The 20,513-nt window shown below is 41.3% G+C and carries 36 protein-coding genes; 34 read left to right on the forward strand and 2 right to left on the reverse strand.

Features of this window, described 5'->3' with window-relative positions; genetic code table 11:
* The first annotated feature begins 89 nt into the window (after positions 1-89).
* From G541_RS0108445 to G541_RS10465, 19 genes are all read left to right on the forward strand, one after another.
* Positions 90-518: a hypothetical protein gene (locus G541_RS0108445; protein ID WP_027827141.1), complete on the forward strand. Its 429-nt coding sequence runs from the start codon at positions 90-92 to the stop codon at positions 516-518.
* Positions 500-1,243, forward strand: coding sequence for a hypothetical protein (locus G541_RS10050; RefSeq protein ID WP_027827142.1), 744 nt, complete (start codon positions 500-502; stop codon positions 1,241-1,243). Before G541_RS0108445 ends, G541_RS10050 begins: the two co-directional genes overlap by 19 nt.
* A complete protein-coding gene (locus G541_RS10055; protein ID WP_051174631.1) occupies positions 1,221-2,030 on the forward strand; it encodes a Sak single strand annealing protein in 810 nt (269 codons plus the stop codon). Before G541_RS10050 ends, G541_RS10055 begins: the two co-directional genes overlap by 23 nt.
* Positions 1,990-2,691, forward strand: a complete 702-nt coding sequence (locus tag G541_RS0108460; protein ID WP_235806333.1) for a putative HNHc nuclease — start codon at positions 1,990-1,992, stop codon at positions 2,689-2,691. The genes G541_RS10055 and G541_RS0108460 overlap by 41 nt, the downstream gene beginning before the upstream one ends.
* Entirely contained in the window at positions 2,688-3,248 is a 561-nt protein-coding gene (gene ssb, locus G541_RS09810) for a single-stranded DNA-binding protein (protein WP_035163295.1), read from the forward strand. Before G541_RS0108460 ends, ssb begins: the two co-directional genes overlap by 4 nt.
* Positions 3,249-3,259: 11 nt before the next feature.
* Positions 3,260-4,024, forward strand: a complete 765-nt coding sequence (locus tag G541_RS10060) for a DnaD domain protein (RefSeq protein WP_051174634.1) — start codon at positions 3,260-3,262, stop codon at positions 4,022-4,024.
* A gap of 17 nt (positions 4,025-4,041) precedes the next feature.
* Entirely contained in the window at positions 4,042-4,809 is a 768-nt protein-coding gene (locus G541_RS09820) for an ATP-binding protein (RefSeq protein WP_051174636.1), read from the forward strand.
* Positions 4,806-5,030 (forward strand): hypothetical protein, encoded by a 225-nt coding sequence (locus G541_RS0108480; RefSeq protein WP_027827144.1) that lies wholly within the window; start codon positions 4,806-4,808, stop codon positions 5,028-5,030. Before G541_RS09820 ends, G541_RS0108480 begins: the two co-directional genes overlap by 4 nt.
* Before the next feature lie 4 nt (positions 5,031-5,034).
* Complete coding sequence (locus tag G541_RS0108485; RefSeq protein WP_338086469.1) at positions 5,035-5,433, forward strand: RusA family crossover junction endodeoxyribonuclease; 399 nt, start codon at positions 5,035-5,037, stop codon at positions 5,431-5,433.
* A complete protein-coding gene (locus tag G541_RS0108490) occupies positions 5,430-5,849 on the forward strand; it encodes a hypothetical protein (RefSeq protein WP_027827146.1) in 420 nt (139 codons plus the stop codon). The genes G541_RS0108485 and G541_RS0108490 overlap by 4 nt, the downstream gene beginning before the upstream one ends.
* A 22-nt stretch (positions 5,850-5,871) precedes the next feature.
* The gene (locus G541_RS0108495; RefSeq protein WP_027827147.1) at positions 5,872-6,636 is read left to right on the forward strand and encodes a DNA-methyltransferase; all 765 of its coding nucleotides are present in this window, start codon (positions 5,872-5,874) and stop codon (positions 6,634-6,636) included.
* A gap of 12 nt (positions 6,637-6,648) precedes the next feature.
* Positions 6,649-6,843, forward strand: coding sequence for a hypothetical protein (locus G541_RS0108500; protein WP_027827148.1), 195 nt, complete (start codon positions 6,649-6,651; stop codon positions 6,841-6,843).
* 30 nt (positions 6,844-6,873) lie between these two features.
* Entirely contained in the window at positions 6,874-7,086 is a 213-nt protein-coding gene (locus tag G541_RS0108505; protein ID WP_027827149.1) for a hypothetical protein, read from the forward strand.
* On the forward strand, positions 7,083-7,325 hold the full coding sequence (locus G541_RS0108510) for a DUF3310 domain-containing protein (RefSeq protein ID WP_035163298.1): 243 nt from the start codon (positions 7,083-7,085) through the stop codon (positions 7,323-7,325). The genes G541_RS0108505 and G541_RS0108510 overlap by 4 nt, the downstream gene beginning before the upstream one ends.
* The gene (locus G541_RS0108515; RefSeq protein ID WP_027827151.1) at positions 7,306-7,677 is read left to right on the forward strand and encodes a hypothetical protein; all 372 of its coding nucleotides are present in this window, start codon (positions 7,306-7,308) and stop codon (positions 7,675-7,677) included. The genes G541_RS0108510 and G541_RS0108515 overlap by 20 nt, the downstream gene beginning before the upstream one ends.
* Positions 7,678-7,755: 78 nt before the next feature.
* The gene (locus G541_RS10065) at positions 7,756-8,184 is read left to right on the forward strand and encodes an ArpU family phage packaging/lysis transcriptional regulator (RefSeq protein WP_027827152.1); all 429 of its coding nucleotides are present in this window, start codon (positions 7,756-7,758) and stop codon (positions 8,182-8,184) included.
* A gap of 119 nt (positions 8,185-8,303) precedes the next feature.
* Positions 8,304-8,564 carry an AbrB/MazE/SpoVT family DNA-binding domain-containing protein gene (locus tag G541_RS09830; protein ID WP_051174638.1) on the forward strand — a complete coding sequence of 87 codons (261 nt, stop codon included), beginning with the start codon at positions 8,304-8,306 and terminating at the stop codon, positions 8,562-8,564.
* A gap of 66 nt (positions 8,565-8,630) precedes the next feature.
* Positions 8,631-8,981: a type II toxin-antitoxin system PemK/MazF family toxin gene (locus G541_RS0108530; protein WP_027827153.1), complete on the forward strand. Its 351-nt coding sequence runs from the start codon at positions 8,631-8,633 to the stop codon at positions 8,979-8,981.
* A gap of 117 nt (positions 8,982-9,098) precedes the next feature.
* The gene (locus tag G541_RS10465; RefSeq protein WP_155824574.1) at positions 9,099-9,245 is read left to right on the forward strand and encodes a hypothetical protein; all 147 of its coding nucleotides are present in this window, start codon (positions 9,099-9,101) and stop codon (positions 9,243-9,245) included.
* Between the two features lie 401 nt (positions 9,246-9,646).
* Here G541_RS10465 and G541_RS0108545 read toward each other — a convergent pair whose 3' ends face one another.
* Both G541_RS0108545 and G541_RS10470 read right to left on the reverse strand, forming a co-directional pair.
* Positions 9,647-10,042 (reverse strand): type II toxin-antitoxin system HicB family antitoxin, encoded by a 396-nt coding sequence (locus G541_RS0108545; RefSeq protein ID WP_035163301.1) that lies wholly within the window; start codon positions 10,040-10,042, stop codon positions 9,647-9,649.
* Positions 10,043-10,115: 73 nt separating this feature from the next.
* A complete protein-coding gene (locus G541_RS10470) occupies positions 10,116-10,289 on the reverse strand; it encodes a type II toxin-antitoxin system HicA family toxin (RefSeq protein ID WP_155824576.1) in 174 nt (57 codons plus the stop codon).
* 112 nt (positions 10,290-10,401) lie between these two features.
* On the opposite strand from G541_RS10470, the gene G541_RS09835 reads away from it, so the two are divergent.
* The 15 genes from G541_RS09835 to G541_RS0108620 all read left to right on the forward strand — a co-directional run bounded on the left by G541_RS09835 (position 10,402) and on the right by G541_RS0108620 (position 20,499).
* The gene (locus G541_RS09835) at positions 10,402-10,929 is read left to right on the forward strand and encodes a terminase small subunit (protein ID WP_035163304.1); all 528 of its coding nucleotides are present in this window, start codon (positions 10,402-10,404) and stop codon (positions 10,927-10,929) included.
* Complete coding sequence (locus G541_RS0108560; protein ID WP_027827155.1) at positions 10,926-12,233, forward strand: PBSX family phage terminase large subunit; 1,308 nt, start codon at positions 10,926-10,928, stop codon at positions 12,231-12,233. The genes G541_RS09835 and G541_RS0108560 overlap by 4 nt, the downstream gene beginning before the upstream one ends.
* A gap of 72 nt (positions 12,234-12,305) precedes the next feature.
* On the forward strand, positions 12,306-13,796 hold the full coding sequence (locus G541_RS09840) for a phage portal protein (protein WP_235806334.1): 1,491 nt from the start codon (positions 12,306-12,308) through the stop codon (positions 13,794-13,796).
* An 11-nt stretch (positions 13,797-13,807) separates the two neighbouring features.
* On the forward strand, positions 13,808-15,421 hold the full coding sequence (locus G541_RS09845; RefSeq protein ID WP_051174640.1) for a phage minor capsid protein: 1,614 nt from the start codon (positions 13,808-13,810) through the stop codon (positions 15,419-15,421).
* Positions 15,411-15,740 (forward strand): hypothetical protein, encoded by a 330-nt coding sequence (locus G541_RS0108575; RefSeq protein ID WP_027827156.1) that lies wholly within the window; start codon positions 15,411-15,413, stop codon positions 15,738-15,740. Before G541_RS09845 ends, G541_RS0108575 begins: the two co-directional genes overlap by 11 nt.
* Before the next feature lie 171 nt (positions 15,741-15,911).
* Positions 15,912-16,523: a phage scaffolding protein gene (locus G541_RS0108580; protein WP_027827157.1), complete on the forward strand. Its 612-nt coding sequence runs from the start codon at positions 15,912-15,914 to the stop codon at positions 16,521-16,523.
* Between the two features lie 11 nt (positions 16,524-16,534).
* Complete coding sequence (locus G541_RS09850) at positions 16,535-17,200, forward strand: N4-gp56 family major capsid protein (RefSeq protein ID WP_235806335.1); 666 nt, start codon at positions 16,535-16,537, stop codon at positions 17,198-17,200.
* Positions 17,201-17,224: 24 nt separating this feature from the next.
* Complete coding sequence (locus tag G541_RS10710) at positions 17,225-17,389, forward strand: hypothetical protein (protein ID WP_235806336.1); 165 nt, start codon at positions 17,225-17,227, stop codon at positions 17,387-17,389.
* Positions 17,390-17,407: 18 nt separating this feature from the next.
* Entirely contained in the window at positions 17,408-17,788 is a 381-nt protein-coding gene (locus tag G541_RS09855) for a head-tail connector protein (RefSeq protein ID WP_051174642.1), read from the forward strand.
* A gap of 2 nt (positions 17,789-17,790) precedes the next feature.
* The gene (locus G541_RS0108595) at positions 17,791-18,138 is read left to right on the forward strand and encodes a putative minor capsid protein (RefSeq protein WP_027827158.1); all 348 of its coding nucleotides are present in this window, start codon (positions 17,791-17,793) and stop codon (positions 18,136-18,138) included.
* On the forward strand, positions 18,138-18,488 hold the full coding sequence (locus G541_RS0108600) for a minor capsid protein (RefSeq protein ID WP_027827159.1): 351 nt from the start codon (positions 18,138-18,140) through the stop codon (positions 18,486-18,488). Before G541_RS0108595 ends, G541_RS0108600 begins: the two co-directional genes overlap by 1 nt.
* Complete coding sequence (locus G541_RS0108605; protein ID WP_027827160.1) at positions 18,475-18,882, forward strand: hypothetical protein; 408 nt, start codon at positions 18,475-18,477, stop codon at positions 18,880-18,882. The genes G541_RS0108600 and G541_RS0108605 overlap by 14 nt, the downstream gene beginning before the upstream one ends.
* A 5-nt stretch (positions 18,883-18,887) precedes the next feature.
* A complete protein-coding gene (locus G541_RS0108610; protein WP_027827161.1) occupies positions 18,888-19,391 on the forward strand; it encodes a phage tail tube protein in 504 nt (167 codons plus the stop codon).
* 65 nt (positions 19,392-19,456) lie between these two features.
* Complete coding sequence (locus tag G541_RS0108615) at positions 19,457-19,885, forward strand: hypothetical protein (protein ID WP_027827162.1); 429 nt, start codon at positions 19,457-19,459, stop codon at positions 19,883-19,885.
* Positions 19,886-19,887: 2 nt separating this feature from the next.
* Positions 19,888-20,499, forward strand: coding sequence for a Gp15 family bacteriophage protein (locus tag G541_RS0108620; RefSeq protein WP_027827163.1), 612 nt, complete (start codon positions 19,888-19,890; stop codon positions 20,497-20,499).
* The last annotated feature ends 14 nt before the right edge of the window (positions 20,500-20,513 follow it).

Below are 20,513 nucleotides of genomic sequence, written 5' to 3' on the forward strand. Positions count from 1 at the left end.
AGGCACCATTGCACTCATTCCTTTAGTAGTGACGGTGTTAGCAGGTATGTGGTCACTGGGACCTGACTTATTTGATTAGGAGGAAAAAGATGGATTTAACGGGATTTGAATTTATAAAGCCTTTAGGCATAAACAATGTTACCACTAAAAAAATGGTGACAATCTCTTCTACAACTATATCTTTAAATGCCAAGCTTACTAGAGATTTATGGCTACCTAATAAAGGCCGAGCAAAGGTAGGGATAAACCCTATAACAAAGGTGTTATGTATTTGCTTTGTTCCATACGATGAAAAAACTTGGACAAAGTATACATGGGTTAGTGAAATTGGTAACTCTGGCATCGTATTTAGGCCAACCGAAGCAATCAAAAAAATAGATATTCTTACATCACTAACGCTTAAAGATATGACTTATCGATTTGAACCCATTGTCCATGACGGAATGATATTTGTCGACTTGCTCAAACCAATTCAAATTAAACGAAGGGAAAAGTTCGGATGGCACAAAGTAGAGTAAACAAGAGCGTAAAAAAAGATCCCGTTGCAAACAACGAGATCAAAATCATAAACCAATTAAAGTATAACACAGAACTTAAATCGATAAACACCGAGGCGGAGAGATATGCCAAAAAGTACAAGGGCTTGCTTGTCACGAATGGTGTTGATGGTAGAAAGACTGCTAACGATGCCAAAAAAGAAGTTAATGATTTTATCAAGGAAAAGGAAGCCGACTTCAAACAGAAAAAGAAGCAAGTCACAGACGTTCTAAAAGCAATGAAAAAGCAGTTAGATGAAGCCTTGGCACCAGCCGTTGAAGTTCATGCCGAGTTGAAAGAGCTTATTGAAGAATCACAAGAAGCACAACACGAAGAACAGGACGCCGAAAACAGGCAGATTGCTCACGAGATGGCAAAGAACTTGGGGGTTGCCCCTGGGTTAGTCGATAAGATCATCGACTATAAAAATAAAGCTTTGTATCCATTAGGCACAGGCAAGCTAAAGCGTGAGCGGTATATCAATGGCAAGCTACGGTATGCCTTAGAACACGGCTTTATCCTAGAAAGCGATGATCATACGGAAATCACCACAAAGGATGCCCAAACAGGCGAAACAATCAGCAAGATTAAGACAGCCGTCCTTGAATTGACTGGCCCCCCGTTCGTTGTTGATTTGGCAGTAGACTCCTTGAAAGAAAAATGGCCGAAACTGGAGGTAAAACATGTCAGAAAAGAAAATCACTAAAAAAGAGATCTTTGATACGTTGTCCAAGATTGATGTATCGGGGTTTGTTAGAGAGATACGGAGTAAGAACCCTAACAAGCGACCACTTAAATATTTAAGTTGGCCTCACGCAGTCGGATTGCTTGCAAAGCATTATTCAAACATTGAGGGGCCTGTTTGGGAAGAATATCCAGAAATGATCCTGCTACAAGGGCAGTATCAACTCACCGGCCGGAATGTTCCTTATCTGACCACTCCAAAAGGAACGATGGTTACTTGTACCATGACCGTTGAAGGCAATGAGTACAGTGAATCCTTGTATGTAATGGACTATAGAAACAACGCAATAATCAATCCTGATATGGGTGAGATCAACAAGGCACAAAAACGGTGCTTAGCAAAGTGCATTGCTGAAATGGGGTTGGGTTTAAATATCTATGCCAACGAAGACTTACCTGTTGGCGACTTGTATGAAGAAAAAGAAACCAAACAGGAGCCGTCCAAGGTCAACAAAGGGAAATATACCAAGGAACGGGCTAACGGCTCTCAAAACGGCTCTAATGGTGCTATAAATCAAAACCTACGTAATGAGTTAAATGGAATGTTTCATAGTTTGCAAAGCGCTTTTCCCGAAGCAGGGAATGAGGCAATCATCAAGAACATTATGAAACGGGCATTTAACAACGAAGGTTACAAGATGCAGAACGATAACGACTATAAAAAAGCGATTGCGACAGCCAATGAAATGCTAGGGGAAGTAGGATACGTTGAAGAAGTCAGCCTTGATGGGCAAGGTCAACCAGCTTAAGCCCAACCAGATTGTAATAACTCCTAATGAGGATATTGATTTGGCCAGGATCAGCAAGCTAGCCAACGGCAGTGTTCCACAGGTCAGACTTGAGTTTGTGGATAACCGCAAGATTAGCCCTGACCAGAGAGGAAAAATATTTGCCCTGATAAATGACCTTTGCAATTTTACAGGTGACTTACCAGACGAATGGGAGAAACGGTTCAAATGGATGACGGCACGGACATTCAACTTACCTGACTACTCATTGAGTGATTGCTCAGTGACGGTTGGTAGCTACACGATCCTGACGATCCTAAACTTCATGTTTGAAGAGGGGATCCCGTTTAAAACACGGACGTGGGATAGCATACCTGACGACTATCCTAAGCAGCGAATGGCGATCATGCGGCGGTTATGCGTAATTTGCGGTAAACCAGGCGCTGATCTTGCTCACTATCAGGCGATAGGACGGCGAAGCAGAAGCAAAGTAGATCATCGCAAGTTTTGGTTTATGTCCCTATGCCGTAAGCACCATACCGAACAGCACACCATAGGGATTAGAGAGTTTATAGCAAAGTATCATATCAAACCAGTGAGGCTAGAGGGCGCTGATCTGATTAAGTTAGGCGTTATGACAGCAAGCAGGATTAAAGAATTAGACGAGGAGGAAAAATCATGATTAATCGAGTAGTACTGACAGGGCGTTTGACTAGAGACCCTGAACTAAAATTCACAAATAGTGGGGTAGCAGTAGCGACCTTTACCGTGGCGGTTGACCGGCAGTATCGAAACCAAGCCGGAGAACGGGAAGCAGATTTCATTAACTGCGTGATTTGGCGGAAGTCAGCAGAGAACCTTGTTAACTACACCCACAAGGGAAGATTGGTAGGGGTTGATGGGCGACTGCAAACCAGAAACTACGAGAATCAGCAGGGGCAACGGGTTTACGTGACTGAAGTAGTGGTTGATTCGTTCTCATTATTGGATTCCAGAAATGACAATCAAGGCAATGGTCAGCAGAACTACGGCAATCAAGGTTATCAAAAACAGGGTGGCCAACAGGGTGGTTACCAGAACCAGGGCAACCAGCAGTATAACAACGGTTATCAAGGTAATAATCAAGGTCAGTATCAGGGCAACCAGCAAGGTTACCAAGGTGGTCAACAGAACACTGGCTACATGGAACCTGATCCGCAACAAGGAAGACCAATCAATGAAGATGACCTACCGTTCTAGGAGGTTTAAGAATGGTAAAAATCGCTAAGAAGTATACCCGCAATTACACAGTTATTGACAACACTATTTGGAACGATAAAAAGATTTCTTGGAAAGCAAAAGGAATATTTGGCTTTTTATGGTCCCGACCTGATGACTGGAATTTCTATCAAAAAGAGATTGTGACACACGCAACCGATGGGGAAGCGAGTTTTAGAGAGGGAAAGAAGGAACTGATAAAACGTGGGTACTTGAGGATAGAAAGAGTAAGAGTTAATGGGCAATTTAAAGAAAGTAAGTGGACACTGATTGAACGACCTCAAGATATGAAGAATGGCGATAAATCAACAATTCCACCTAGATGCGATTTTCCAACGTGGGAAAATCCTACGCAGGAAAATCGAAGCCTACTAAGTACTGATGTACAAAATACTAACTTAACTAATACTACTACTGGCGCAGCAGCTTACACAGAAGATGATGCTATTGATGAGCTGGAAGGACTAGGGATCAAGAATAAAAGAAGGGGATTAGTGGTAGCGGAATACTATGCCAAACTTGGACCTGACGTACTGAAGTATGTAATTCAAAAAGTTAAGTATGCTAATAAACCTGATTTGAAGTATATGATCCCGATCCTGGAAGATTATGAGAAAAAAGGCATTAATACGTTGGAGAAAGCTAAGCAGGATGATGAAAGACACAGGCAGAGAAGCAGAAAGCAGTATAGCGGATATAGGCGAAATCCTAAACCACGGATTGATCTTACTGATCCGCACCGCTTTGATGATATGTGACGAGAGGAGGGTAAAGCATGGAATTAGCACTATCACCGGTTATTTTAAAGTTAATTGCTGAAGCGAAGCGCAGGGGGATTAGTGTAGATAACATGAAAGAAACCCCTGAGCAACGGGCGCGGAGAGAAAAGGAATTCGAGGACAAGCAGCGAAAGGCTTGGCGTAAGGGCATGAAGAAAAAATTCTGGGAAGAATTTAGTGTGTGGCCTGATGGCAATCCTGAGGAATTTACCTTTCGCGATTGGCGCCCCAATATCCAAGAAAATGTTGAAGCGACTAAGTATGTTGCACGGCAAACATTGAATATCACTAAGGAACTGGTAGAGCAAGGAAAGAGTTACAACGTGGTATTCCTGGGCACGCCTGGGGTTGGTAAAACCTCGCTAGCACTGGCGATGGCTAACGAGTTTCGCAAAGTCGGCAAGTTCGTGATGTTTGTTTCGACTACTGAGCTAAAACGGATGTATGACAACATGTACGACAAAGAGGACCTCATACCTAAGGTAGATAACATTGTTAACTGGATGAAGAAAACGGAAGTGCTGATCCTGGATGACTTTGGTACTGAGGGCATGGGTCGGGATAAAGGAGTCCGAGTAGACATGCAGAACGGCATGTATGAGGTGGTCAATGCTAGAAAAGGCAAGACGACGCTGATTACTACTAACAACCGAATCGAGGAGTTACAAGCGATGTATGATCCTAAGATCATTAGTCGCCTGATCCCAAAGAACAAAGATCATCAAGTTGTATTTAAGGGAATGGAGGATGTGAGAGAAGTATGACATGTAAAGAGATAGCTACTGAAGTGGAGTATATGGAAAATCCGGGCACACCATCTCGTCGTGAATTATTTATCCAGCGCTATATCAGCGAAGGAATGACTGAGGAAGAAGCTGAAGGCTGGGCTGAAAAAGCCTTAACCATGTCGTACAACGGTTGTACTGACGACCAAATTTTTGAAGGACTGGCATTCAAGGAGCGAGTAAGAGAAGTTGCAATTTAAGTTGGTGTTCGATATAGAGCCTGTTGAGCAAGCACGACCAAGGGCACGAAAGCTTAGGCAGGGCATTATGATGTATGATCCGGCAAAAGTGAAGAGCTTCAAGCGAAGGCTACATAACATGGCCAAGTATCAGTACCATGGCGAACCATTGACGGGGGAACTGGGCGTGAAGATTTGTTTTTATCGGGCAGTGCAGAACTCTATCAGCAAGATAGAACGGCACAGAAGGCTTACAGGCGTTCATGGACCAACGGTAAAGCCTGACCTGGACAATTACATTAAAAGTTGCCTAGACGCTCTCAATGGCGTTCTATGGAAGGATGACAACTTAATCACAACGATTACGGCACATAAGAAGTATGCAGAACAGCCGAGGATAGAAATTGAGGTAGAGGAAAAATGACAGAAAAAATTACCCTAGTGGACGACTTTTTTGAAGTAGGTGGTAGAAAGTGCGGTCTATATAAGCATTCTATGATCGATTATAAAAATGAAAAAGTTATTACCTGGCATACGCTCCTAATCGAAATTAAATCACGGGAGAGCTACTGGACACTATATAACATGAAAAAAGAAGTATTAGACCCGTTTTTTGTATTTGGGTGGTGGATAGGATCAGACGATAAAGATGGATTGCTAAACGAATATCCAGGTGCAGTAGAAGTTTTTAATCACAAAAAAATTGTAAGACTACCAAGTGCTTTCTATGCTAGACACGACTATTTAAGCGACACAGAGGCGCAAGGCTTAGCATTACGAGTTGCATATTTAGCAGGCAAAACTTTAGCAGACGACTTGGAGCGGAGATTAGCAGAATGAGAAAAGAGGTGGAAAATGAAAGATGAGAGAGATTAGGACAAAAGTTGAACTATACAACGATAACTTTGAAAACTTCAAACGGTATGACATTCCCAAGGCACAGCTAATTATTGCGGACATTCCCTACAATATCGGCAATAACTTTTATGCAAGCCGTGTTGATTGGTACGTAGGGGGAAATAACAAGAACGGCGAAAGTGAGAATGCAAACAGCCTAGCGTTTAACCGTGACGAGAACTTCAATGTGATTAATTTCATGAAGTTTGCGAGAAAGTTATTGCGCAAAGAGCCAAAGGAAAAGGGCAAAGCACCAGCGATGATTGTCTTTTGCGCCTGGCAACAGATTAATATGCTGGCAGAGCAAGCCAAAAAAGAGGGTTTTAAAAATGCTTATCCATTGGTATTTACCAAGAAAACAAGTTCACAGGTATTGAAAGCAAACATGAAAATTGTTGGAGCTACTGAGTACGCCCTGGTTCTATACCGTGACAAGTTGCCGAAGTTCAATAATGATGGGCGAATGATTGTTGACCACTTCCCATGGGTTGTGGATAACTCATATCCAAAAATTCATAAGACGCAAAAGCCAATTCCAGTATTAAAGCGCCTGATTGAAATTTTCACTGATCCAGGGGACGTAGTAATTGACCCATGCGCAGGTAGTGGGAGCACGTTAAGAGCGGCAGCCGAATTGAACCGCAGTGCTTATGGATTTGAAGTTGAACGTAAAATGTGTGAAACAGCCTGTAAAGAAATGTTAGGACATGCGGACGTACTACTGATTTAACGGAGGTTGAACATGGATATTGAACAAGCAAAGAAAGTAATGCAAGAAGTATCGGCAAAAGTTTTTGAATATGATGTCAAGATTAGCAACATGCGAACGCCCGAGGGCAAGGCATACTATGAAGCCTGGGTGTTTGCTTTAGAAGCAGGTAACAAGGCGCTAGCAAAAGAGATTGAGACGCTAAACAAAGGTGAGTATGGATTTTAGGAAGATGAAACAATAAAAAGAGGAATAATTATGAACGAACAATATTACGTAGTAACCACAGCAAATAATGATTTCTTCGTCAACAGTGCAGTCGATGATAGGCTCATTCTGGTTGAAGGGTTTCCACAAGCACACTTATATAACGACTTTGAAGACGCAAAGATTTTAGCAGATCTATACGGCTTGAATGTACATGATGTTAATTTATCACAGAGATTCGATTGTGGGGTGTGGAAGAAGTGAAAGGAATTAGACCAGATTATTATCACAGGAACGGATTGGACTTATTCGACTTTTTCGAGTTGATGATGCCGAAACCTTGGGTGATCGGATTTTACGTACTTAATATCATCAAATACGTGGTGCGGTTTCCTAAAAAGAATGGAAAAGAAGACTTGATAAAGGCACGGACATACTTGGATAGGCTGATTGAATTCATCAGCAAGAAAGGAAATGGGAAAGATGAGCTACACACTGATTGAGATAGTACGGAACTTGGAAGCCAGTTACGGAAGACGATGGTGGGAGAATCCTAATCATAATAAAGGCTTATGGAACAAACGGCGACTTAAATGGCTAGAAGAACATAAAGACGACAACAGGAAATATTGGGTGGGAAGACTGCCAGGATCTTGTTATGAGGTTACCAACAAGAGAAGTGGTGAGAAAGCACAATTTAACACATTCAGGGAACTAAAAAAACATTACTTAGGGAAAGACGGGGAATTGCATGGTGTTATCTCGGGAGCGGAAAGTGCAGGGTTGACAATAGATCAAGCGAAGCCATTTTTTAGTAAATATGGTTATGACCTAGAAACAATAATTCCAAAATAAAAAAAGACATTGCTAAGGAGCAACGCCTCTCAATGTAATCAATCAAAATTAATTTTATCATACGTGAGGGGCGTTATAGTGGGAATTTTAGGATTTAGGCAGGTAGACCAGAAAGCGACTGCCAAGAAGGTAAGAAAATTCTTTGATGATGATTTTATGCTTTGCGTGCGTAAGATGAATCGGCGCCCGCAAGATTTAAAGTCACCACAGTATGATCCGCAGCCGAAAGGAAGTACAATCGGCAACAGTAGCGAAGAAGCAATCATTGAGCATATCGACATAGAGGAAGTATATCGAGCGGTTGCGGTAGCCATCAGAAATTGCAGTCGCAGGTCCAACCTGATTCTGGTCGGAAGGTACTTGGATGGGATACCAGATAGCATTATGCAAGAGCGGTTAGGGCTGGAGCATACTCACTATGGCGAATCTAAGAATTGGGCGTTGAATGAGTTTGCCGACAGAGTACAAGCACAACTACCAAGCCTTGACTTACATGTATATAAATGACAAGGAAGCCTGATTTATCGGGCTTTTTTGTTACTTCTGTTTTAAGTGTATACAAGTATATACAATAGTGTTATAATTATGTTGTTGATATAAGTATCAACTAAAGGAGGTTGTTTGCCATGTTTAAGGAAGTAGGAACTCTTTCACTAGCTAAGTGGGGAAATAGTTTATCTGTTAGATTTCCTAAAAAGTTACTGAGCGAGTTAGATTTAAAGGACAAAGATGAATTGGTGTATAAGATTCAAGATGGTAAAATAATTTTAGAGCCAAAACGAGAAAAAAAGTTAATAGAACAACTTTTTGAAGATTATGACTTAAGTAAAGAATATCCATTTGAAATTGTTGATAAGGGTGGAGCAATCGGCGAAGAATTATATTAAAAATATTCGTGCGAGCGAATTAAGTAGCGTTTTAACACGAAAATTTTTAATATAGGAGGTCATTATATGACCAATAAAATTTTGGGAAAGGGAGATATTATTCTTGTATCAAACGATCCTAAGCCAAGTGATAATCGGGAGCAGAAAGGCAAGCGACCATGGTTAGTTATTAGCGAGCCACTGGTTAATGCCACAAGCCCGTTTGTGATTGCAATTCCATTTACTACCTCAAACAGGACTTATCCACTTGTCTATAATTGGAGCAAGAACAATCCTACTTCAAAAACTGAAGGCGTGTTGTTATGTAATCAATTAACTACTTTGGATGTTAAACATAGAGAGTGGAAGTTCCTGGAACATGTTGAAGTACCAATAGAGGTAGATGACATTATCCAAGCAATTCTTGGATATAAATAAAAAACTCCTGATAGGATAGATCAGGAGCAGGCATTATACTGGAAAAACTGTCAGTTTCAGTATAATGTCTTTTTTATTTTTTGTAAATCGAACACACGTTTAAAATGAGGTGAGGTAGTGATAAAAGACATTCACGATTTTATCATCGAAGAAGCGTTAAAAAGTGCATTAAAAGATGAAGCCGTAGTGGGAGCATTAAAGATGTTGACCGAGGACGAAAAAACGGAAAAAGACCGGAATTTTACCGGAAAACAACCGGAGTAGTTGGGGTTATAATAGTATCGTTGAATGATGGCACAGAGATTCAACGAGTGGCCTGGCATGATCCAGGATAGTGAGACCTCCTTTAAATGGAAAAATGTGCGACGTTGTCTGGAGACTCAGTGGGGTTCGATCCCCCGGCGTCGCGTTATCCGCTATTATAACGAGAGCTGGCATATGCCGGCTTTTTTTGTGCAGTTAAAAAGGTGACGATATGAAAAACACAAGGCGATTCGGTAAAGTAAGGACACAAGAAGAGTATCTGATCTATTGCAGGTTAGAGGAAGCAATCAAGCATGATAAGCGCAAAAAACAAGAGTGCAATCGTGGAAAAGGAAGCAAACGTAAATAATGGTGTTTCAGATTCATTGCAGAAAAAAACCACCAAAAACGGTGGTTTGAAGTTAAACGTGCAATTTTTCCTTTAAAGCGTTAGTCATTAATTCACTAAAATTAATACCTGTTTCTTTTCCTAACTCGTTCAAATAATTAGGAATGGTAATAGTTTTTTTGATTACTTTGGTATCATTTTTTCTTTTGTATTCAGAAACATTAACACGAACTAGTGTTACAGTTTCACCATTGTTAGCCTTTGGCAAAGTATAGTTTGATTTGGGTAATTGTTCTTCAAGGCTATAGGTACCAATATAATCCTCAGCCATTGCTATTGCGTCAGCTACATCTTTGCCTTGTGTCATACCGTCAATATCAGGAATGGTTACAAGATAAGGATAATCGGTAGTGTCTGGCTCGTATTTAATAATTATAGGGTAAACAACAATAGTATCGATTTTGTTCATAGGTAATACCTCACTGATTCATATTTGCGATAGCGTGCAACAAATAGGGACTGTTTCCAACCCCTAAGAAAGACTATTTCAATTGGTGTTTATCAATAAAATGGCGTGCAAGGCGTTCGTTGATTTCTGGATGTCTAGGTATTTGCTCTTTGTTAGTACCGTTAGTCCAAATATCATGGTTGCTACCATGTCTCAATAAGTACCAGCCTTTTTTCTTAAATAGTCTTTCTAGTTTAAATCGTTGCACGTTATCACTTCCTTTCAACAATTATATTATATACATATTTTATACGTATGTCAATAAAGATGAGTGTTTTATACGTATGTTTTTTTAAAAAAACGGAGGTGGGTGGTATGTTGTGAAGAAACGAAAACTAACACCTAAACAACAATTGTTTGCTGATGAATATATCAAGTCTGGAAATGCTTATCAATCAGCGATTAGAGCGGGATATTCAGAGCAATATGCAAGATCACATATTGATAAATTGTCGGAAAATGTCGGAGTAAAATCCTATATTGACGCTAAACTAGCTGAAATCGAATCACATAAAATTGCGGACGCTAAGGAAATTCTGGAATACTTTACAGCGGTTTTACGTGGGGAAACTCGTGAAGTGGTGGTAGTGGCAACGCCAACCGGAGCACAAGAAGTTGAAAAGGCTCCTGATGAAAAGACAAAGCTTGCAGCGGCTAGGGAGTTATTGAAGCGATACCCAATGTCTGATGAAATTGCTAAGGAACAGTTACGCAAGATCAAAGCAGAGGCGGATATGGCTGAATCTAAAGCCAGATTAACAGGATGGCAAGCCGATGAATTGACGGGGAAACACAGAGACAAAGATAGCACAGTTTTAATAGATAATATTGAAGGGAACGAAGAATGAGCAAAAAGATTTTACTTTCCAGAATGGTTAATCCACATTTTTATAAAGCTTGGACTTCAGATAAGCCTTATATTGTTTTAAAAGGTGGTCGTGGCTCATTCAAGTCGTCGGTGATCAGCATGCGCCTGGTTACTATGGTTAAGCACTGGAACCAATTAAATAAGCGAGTGAGTGTTATCTGTATTCGGGAGAACGCCAGTTATTTACATGATTCGGTTTACAGTCAAATTAAATGGGCGCTTACAATATTGCATATGGATGATGAGTATCGCTTTTTTAAATCACCATTGCGAATCACACACAAACGGACTGGCAGCACATTTTATTTCTATGGTGCTGATGATCCAATGAAACTTAAATCTAATATTGTTGATAATGTAATTGCTGTCTGGTACGAAGAAGCAGCTAACTTTAAAGGATATGAAGTGTTTGACCAGGCTAATCCAACGTTTATTCGCCAAAAGCCAAGTTATGTAGATCACGTAACTGTTTATTACTCGTATAACCCTCCTAAAAATCCGTATGCCTGGATTAATGAATGGGTAGTAGATCGTGAGCATGATCCCAACTATCTTATTGACACATCAACTTACCTTGACGATAAGTGGGGATTTACTACAAAGCAACAATTGGATTTAATCGAACAGTATAAAAAGACTGACTATGATTATTACCGTTGGCTTTATCTGGGTGAAGTCGTTGGACTGGGGACGAATGTATATAACATGGATAACTTTCAGCCTATCAAGGAGTTGCCAGAAAATGATTACCTGGTTACTTGGTTTGGCGCTATTGACGCTGGACATGAAGTATCCGCAACGACTTTCACAGCGTACGGGGTTACTAGATTAGACAAGGTTATATTGCTTGACACGTATTATTACAGCCCGATGGGGAAAACACATAAGAAGCCTCCGAGCGAGTTGGCCAAGGACTTAAAAGCATTCATTGACAAGATTGTTAACAAGTACGACATGTTACCTGAGAAGCTAACGATTGATTCAGCCGAAGGGGCTTTAGATAACCAGTTCTATAATGATTATGCTATTAAGTTACACAAAGTGAAAAAACTGAAAAAAGTAGACATGATTGACCGCGTGCAAAATATCGTTGCGCAAGGTCGTTTTTATTATCTCGATATTCCAGATAATGAAATTTTTATCAAGGAGCATAGAAACTACCGCTGGGATGAAAAAACATTAGAGAGTGATGATCCCAAGGTTATCAAAGAAGGTGACCATACATGCGATAGTTTTATGTATTTTGTGCGTGATAATGAACGCTTACTAGGGCTCAAGTACTAGCTGGGAGGTGAGAACTTGGGACTGATTAGCAGACTGAAAAACATATTACGGAAAGGGGGCGCAAGTTTAGGCATGGTTAAGAGTTTAACGAATATCACTGACGATGAACGGATTGCAATGCCAGCTAGTGAGTATGAGCGGATTGCAGTGGCCAGAAGATATTACAAGGATGACCTAGGCAAAGTTAAATATAAGAATTCGTACAGCGAGGAACAAAGCCGGGAGCTATCCAGCGTCAATGTGACCAAGATGGCAGCAAGGCGCTTAGCGAGTGTGATCTTTAATGAGCGGTGCACGATTACCGCCAATGACAAGACGGCCAATGACTTGCTAGAAGAAGTATTTGCTGATAATGACTTTTACAATCAATACGAGGACAAGCTAGAAGAAGCACTAGCCTTAGGTGGTGGCGCTATTCGCCCTTATGTGGTGGATGACAAGATCAAACTTGCCTGGATCAACGCCAGCCAGTTTTATCCGTTACATACCAACACTAATGAAATTAAAGAAGCGGCAGTAGCGTCAACGACAACCAGAGTAGAAAATCATCAAACAGTTTACTATACCTTGTTGGAGTTTCATCAATGGACAGCCAACGGGGATTACCAGATCACTAATGAGCTATACCGCTCGGAGAGTGCTAGTTCAATCGGTTTACAAGTGCCATTAGACACTTTGGACGATTACAGGGGTCTTTCACCTAAGACAACATTGAACGGTCTCACAGCCCCGCTATTTGCCTATTTTAAGACGCCAGGGGCAAACAACAAGAATTTGGAAAGCCCGCTTGGTTTAGGGTTAGTAGATAATACTCGCAAGTTGATCGACGCCATCAACACGACACACGATCAGTTTGTATGGGAAGTCAAGATGGGTCAACGCCGGGTAGCAGTACCAGCCGAGATGTTGCGTCCTAATCCAAACTACGGTAGAAAACAGATTCCAGACTTGCGCCCGGCGGTATTTGACGCTGACGAAAATGTATTTGTTGGGATGTATGGTGCTGATGATATGAAGATTACAGATCTAACCAGCCCAATCCGAACAGATCAGTATCAGGCGACAATGAACTTTTTCTTAGAAGAGTTTGAAAATGCCATCGGGTTAAGTCAAGGAACGTTCACAAGTACACCATCAGGGGTACAGACAGCAACCGAAGTTGTAACCAATAATTCCATGACCTACCAGACAAGATCTAGTTATCTGACACAAGTACAAAAGCAAATGGAAAGCTTGGTATTAGCAATCCTGGAAGTGGCAGGATGTGGAGAACTGTTTAGCGATGGTAAACCCCGTTACACTGGTAACTTTGATGATGTTCAAATCAATATTGACTTTGCAGACGGAGTATTCACTGACAAGACCACCCAATTTACGCAGGATAGCCAAGCAGTGGCGCTAGGTGTTTTATCTAAGAAACGGTTCCTAATGCGCAACTACTCGCTTGATGAAACAACAGCAGAGAAATGGCTAGAAGAAAGTATGACTGAACAGCCAGAAATGCCAATGGCTGATTACCAAGAACCAGGACCAAAGGACGAACCAGACAACCAGCAAGAATAGGGGGCTAGCTGATGGATGCCAATCAAAGGATTCACAATGATGCTGATCAGTTAGCCGATATGTATGCCAATCTGGAAAGTAGAATTTTTACGGAGATTATCCAAGTTTTACAGCAAGGCAAACGGCAGGATGTGACCGCTGAGAATGTTATTGAGTGGCAGGCACAGCAATTAGCCCGGTCGGGATTGTTAGTTAAGAAAGTAATCCAGATTATGGCAGAATATGACCAACTTGATCCTGCTTACATTGAGCAAGTCTTACAACAAGATGGGTATCAGATTGTTGATGAAACGACAGCCGAGCTCGAGAAGCTGGGTAAGAAAGCCCCTGAAGTGAGTTCGAATGCTAACAACTTGCTTGATTCGCTAGTTAATCAAACTAGGCAAACACTGGATAATACAGTTAACCAAAGACTGTTGACACGTAATATCAATCGGAACGCAGCCGTTCGGACTTATCAATCAATTCTTAAAAAGTCAACGATTGAGACCGTGACAGGGCTTAAGAAACACGAACAAGCAATCAAGGACGCTATTTACAAGCAAATTGATGAAGGTATTCCGGTATTAAAAGACCGGGCAGGGCGAACCTGGTCGTTGGAGGCATACACCCGAATGGTGCTAACTACCACCGCTAATCGGGCTTATAACGACGCCCGAACCAAGCGAATGCAAGAGATGGGTCAAAACCTATGTGTAATGACTTCACACCCGAATAGCCGACCTGCTTGCGCCTATATCCAAGGCAAGGTAGTTAATATCGTTCCTGATGACAGCCCTGATTTCAACCCTAAGTATGACACCATCTATAACCATGGATACGGGACACCAGCAGGAACGCTCGGAATTAATTGCCGTCATGTCCTGTTCCCGTTTGAAGAAGGAGTCAATGTCAACCATCAACCTCAATATGATCCCCAAGAAGCCATTAAGAATGGGAACTTGCAGCAAAGGCAACGGGCTTATGAGCGGTCAATTCGAGAAGCAAAGAAAAGACTGAAAGCAGCGGAGGACATGGGGGATGAAGAAGCAATCAGCCGATACAAAACGCTAGTACGAGCACGGCAGAACCGACTGAGAGAGTTCATCAAGGAAACCAATGCCGGTAAGCACAATATCTTAGTTCGGGATTATAGTCGTGAGCAAATCTCGAAAAACATTCTTAGCAAGAAGTACACAAGTTTACCAATGAATTTGCAATTTTTTGGTAGAAGAGATGATGAAATAAGGTTTAGAGAACGACTTAATAACGGCGAAATCAATTACAGCAAATATAAATCTAAAGAAAAGAAGTTTAACCGAGCCTTTGACAAAGGTGTTGATTCGCCAATTGGAATCATCCATAATAGTAAACGGAAAGATAGATTTAAACACATTACAGCACGTCATTTGGAAGATTTTAACAATGATGAGTTGGAACGGACAAAAAAGATCTTAAATAATCCGCAAGAAATTTACAGAACAAAAGACAAAAACGGTGTTGAGTCTATTATGTTTGTTGAAAACAAGGATGACCCAAGAAGCCATGTTGTTTTTGTTCGGGATAAACGGATACTTACCTCTTTTAAGCCGTCGCCTGGGTATTTAAAGAAAATGAAGAAGGGGGAACAAATCGATGACAAATAATAAAGTAAGAATTTGGCTAACTACTAGTGAGATTCATCCGGAGATTCCGGCGCTATGTATCGACTTTGGAATGTATCCGAAAGCACATTACGTAGGAGAAGTGGCTTTTCCTGATGATTTACCTATTCAAATTTACACTCAAGAAGATGATGATGGAAACATTGGCAACATTTTAGTAGACTATCCTGATAAGTTCTTAAAATATGATGAAGTTAATGATCTTGAAATTAATGGATATAACATTAAGCAATTAGTGGCAAAAGGTGTTGAGAAGTACGCTAAAGATCTAGCTGAATGGGATTACGAATGGGATGGATAACGGAGACGCCGGCATTTGCTAACATGAATTTAGTAGAGAAGCTAGCACGTAAAGTGAATGAGATTAAATTATAATATTTTGACCTGAGCATGTCGTTAAACTGCTTATTTTTTATGCAGTCAAACCCGTGGCGCGTGCCACGAAAAATAAATACGATAGGAGCGATTTTGCATGAAACGAGAGTTTTTGAAGAAACAGGGACTAAGTGACGAACAGGTCAAAGCAGTTATGACTGAGTACGGCAAGGACATGGATAAGGCTATGGAACAGGTTAATACCCTTACGACTGAAAAAGATAACCTGACTAGCCAAATTGCCGACCGTGACACTCAACTCACTAAGCTCAAAGAAGGCATTCAAGATAATGCTGACCTGAAAGATCAAATCACCAAGTTGCAACAAGCCAATAAGCAGGCCAAGAAAGACTATGAAGCAAAAATGGCTAGCCAAAAGAAAGCTTTCTTGGTGGATAAGGCAATCAATGGCGCTGGAGCACGCAATAGCAAGGCAGTAAGCGCCTTGTTGGACTTGGATAAGGTATCTTTAGGTGACAACGGCTTAGAAGGCTTAGATGACCAGTTAACGGCGCTTAAAGAGAGTGATAGTTACCTGTTTAATATCAAAGACGAACCACAACCAACTAAAAGTCCGGTTAATGTTGTTTCTGGACAGCCGAAGGGCGAAGGAACACCAACGATTAACCTTGCGACCGCCTCTTATCAAGAGATTAAGCAGTTCAAGGATAATCATCCGGACGAGTACCAAGCACTAACTAAAGATTAGGAGGAGTTAGCATGGCAAATTTACAAACACAATTAGCACAAATGATTGATCCAGAAGTAATGGCAACTATGTTAGATGCTCAATTACCAAAACAAATTCGTTTTAGTTCCATTGCCCCTGTTGATACTACTTTGCAAGGGCAAGCAGGTGACACGGTTACTATTCCACGTTACAAGTACATTGGCGACGCTGAAGACGTTGCCGAAGGTGGAGCAATCAGTTACCACCAACTCTCAACAACTACCCAAAAAGTAACTTTGAAGAAAATCGGGGTCGGGGTTGAATTAACTGATGAAGCCGTATTATCTGGTTACGGTGACCCAGCCGGTCAAAGTACTAAGCAAATCGGGATGTCGATTGCCTCTAAGGTGGATAACGATATTTTAGACGTTGCTAAGACAGCCAAGTTACAAGTCAAAGCACCAATGAACTTGGACTTGATCGACCAAATTAGCGCTCAACTCGTTGATAACGATTCTGATTTCAACTACGAACAAGACGATACCCAAACTGGTGTGTTGTTCTTGCACCCTAAGGACGCTAACGCTTTACGCAAGTTGGCGGCTGATAACTGGACACGTACCAGCGAATTAGGCGATAACATCTTGGTTAACGGGGCATTTGGCGAATTATTTGGCTGGACAATCGTTCGTACTCGTAAGGTGGCAACTGGCTAAGGTTTAGCAGTCTTACCAGGCGCAATGAAGACATACATCAAGCGTGACACCAACGTAGAAACATTCCGTGACATTGATCACAAGACTACTAAGATCAATGCTGACAAGATTTACGGGGTGGCAATTGTTAACGACGCTAAGATTGTTCGGATCACCCCTGCTACTGATGCTGGTGGTGTTGGCAAATAAAATTAAGGGGGTGGCATAATGAGCTACCTAACTTATAACGATTACCAGGCATTAGGCTTTAAACTTGAAGAACAGCAGTTCAATCAGTATTTAAAACGTGCTGAGAGCCAAATAGACAGCGTGACACGTGCTTTTTACCGTTCCATTGATATTGACACTGACCAAGTGGAAGATCGCGTCACAGCCTTTAAAACGGCTATTTGCGAGCAGGTCGATTTCCTAGCTTATGCTGGCAGTGAAACCAGTTATCAGTTAGCACAGAACGATTACAATAGTGTTTCCATTGGGCGCTTGTCACTGAGCCCCAAGAACGGTTTAGCTGATACTGTTGTTGGTGGGGTATGCATGGAAGCACGGGACTTACTTGGTCGCTATGGCTTGCTATTTACGGGGGTGTAAGCATGCTACCAAGAATTGATAGACGTTTATGCAATCAGCAAATCACTTTGAAGATTCCTAATGGCGAGCGTGACCGGTATGGGCACACCAAAGCAGTCACTAAGACGATTGACCACGTCCTTGTACAACCGCAAACAATCTATTCAGGCGACAGCAACAGCCGAAAAGTAACGGCAAATGCAGTCGTTTTTTTGTTTGCTCAAATTACAGAACCAATGCCAAATCTAGATAAGGATTCGGTGGGGTGGAAACTTGAATTTGAAGGTAATGAGTACACCATCACTAACTTGGTAGATAACCGAGAACCTTTTAGCAATAAGGTGTATTCGTATGAGTTGGAGGTGTTGTGATGAAAGTCAATATTAGCTTTGACGGGAGCAACATGTTAAACCGTTTCAGCTCAGCCACATTAGATCGGGTAGAGTACAACCTGGTTAACCAAGTCATGCAAGACATGGACCAATTTGTTCCTAAGCGTCAAGGATATTTGCGCGGATCAGTAACACCATTAGGGCATACACTCACATATAACAAGCCGTACGCACGGGCACAGTTTTATGGAGTAGTAAATGGTCATCCGATCACAAATTACACCACACCAGGAACAGGACCGCGTTGGGACTTGAAAGCTAAGGGGATCTATATGGACGATTGGAAAAACGTTGTTATAAAGGGGCTTGATAAGCATGGATCTAGCTGACCAGATTCAAGATAAAATTAATGCTTTAGACCTTGGAATTACGATTGACCAAGGATATTTGACTGGCAAACAGGCAACAGAAATTGTCCTGTACTCATTACCAGGGGGGACGGTTGTCGAAGAGGACTTTGCTGGCAACAAGACGGAGCGCTACATGTTTGAAGTGACAATGCGCTCACAAGATCAAGGATTGATCAACCAAACACTTTTTAAAATTGCAGAGCTGATTAACGACCCTAGTTTCACATTAACCAGTAATAACAACAGTTTTCACTTTACCGATGTTGAAATGATGGGATTCCCTCACGTTGTTTCTATTGACGTAGAAGGGTTTGCGGTTTACAGCTTAGACTTTGCAATCACAATAGATGTAATGACAAATCAGAAAGGATGATATAGATGGCAGAACCAGAAGCACCAAAGAAGATTGGTAAATTCACTTTGAACCACGAAGCGACGTTTGAAATTGATACCGCAGGTAATAAGTCTTTAGATGATATTTCCAAGGCAACTTGGGCAAAAGTTGCCGCTGGGATTAATAACTTTACACCTAACACCAACGAAACCACTACTAACGATGAATACTACGACGGAGAAGGGTTCGGTACTTCCGACGTTACTTCTAAGCGCTTAGCACTTACTTTGGCGGGACACCGATTAGAGGGTGACCCTGCGCAAGATTATATTGCTAAGCACTTACTTGATACTGGGGATCAACTTAAGACCTTATTCCGCTGGACGCAAGTTGATGGGACAGTTATTCAGGGTGTTGTTACTATGGGTAACCTAGTAACTTCTGGTGGGGCACCAGGCGCTAAGCAAACATTTTCTTGTGTTTTAACCTTCAATGGTAAGCCAACCGTAACAACTGCAGACGCAGTAAAACCTGGAGTCGGAGCATAACATTTAACTAGTCGCCAACGAAAGAAAACAGTAGCGTAAGCGGCGGCTATTAGGAGGTATTTTTAATGGCAATTAATCTGGATGATCGACTTAATAAGGCACTGACATTTACGATTGGTGAAAAAGATTATGAAGTGGCATACAGCGATGACTTGGTAAAAGAAACTAGCAATGTCATGTTGAATTTAGCTGATATGCAAAAACAGGCTGAAAAGATTAGTGAAAAAGATACTGACGAAATGAGTATCGAAGAGCAAGTAAAGTATGTGAATAACTCAATTGATAAAATCCATACGGCTTATGTGACAGCTTTAGATAACATTTTAGGAGCTGGCGAGGGTAAACGCCTATATGACTACTATGATCATTCAACAAACCGATTAGCGACAATTTTAGACCTATTAAACGAAGAATTACAACACGCCCAAAAGAAGCAACACGCAAACCGCAAGCAACGTCGCCAAGCCAAATACAAGTCTAATCAACGTGATTAACCATGCTCAGTCTTACGAAAGAGCTAGAAAATAAAATTAGATACCAGGGCAAAGAGTACAAGCTAGACCTTGCTTTTGATGTGGTGTTGCGCTGGTATGAGCTTTTAGAAGATCCTGAAATGAGTTCAGCAGAAAAACTGATGACTGCTTTTAGAATGTTTTTGCCTGGTGTCGAAACTACTGACGGGAACTTTATCGTTGAAGCAGTAGAGTATATATCTAAGTATGTGGCAGAAACACCCTATGGTAACTACGATGATGAAATAGCCGACAATACGAGCAATGAAGACCCTATCAAGTATTATTCTTATCAGCAGGACGCAGGGATCATCTATGCCTCTTTTTTGCAAGATTATGGCATTGACTTGATCGACCAACAAGGAAAATTACACTGGGATAAGTTTCGAGCGTTGCTAGACGGATTATCGGACGAAACACCCTTTCAAAAAGTGGTTCGAATTCGGATGACGGACACTAGCAAACTTGAAGGCGAAGAATTAAATCACATGATCGAGTTACAGGACTATTACCAGCTAGACAGTATGCGGAGCGTTAAAAATCAAAACCAAGGTATGAATGACTTCTTTAATGCCTTGGTACAAACATCAAAGTAGAAAGGAGGTAATAA

Origin of the sequence: Ligilactobacillus saerimneri DSM 16049, from assembly GCF_000423265.1 — a bacterium.
In the GTDB taxonomy this organism is placed as follows: Bacteria; Bacillota; Bacilli; order Lactobacillales; family Lactobacillaceae; genus Ligilactobacillus; species Ligilactobacillus saerimneri.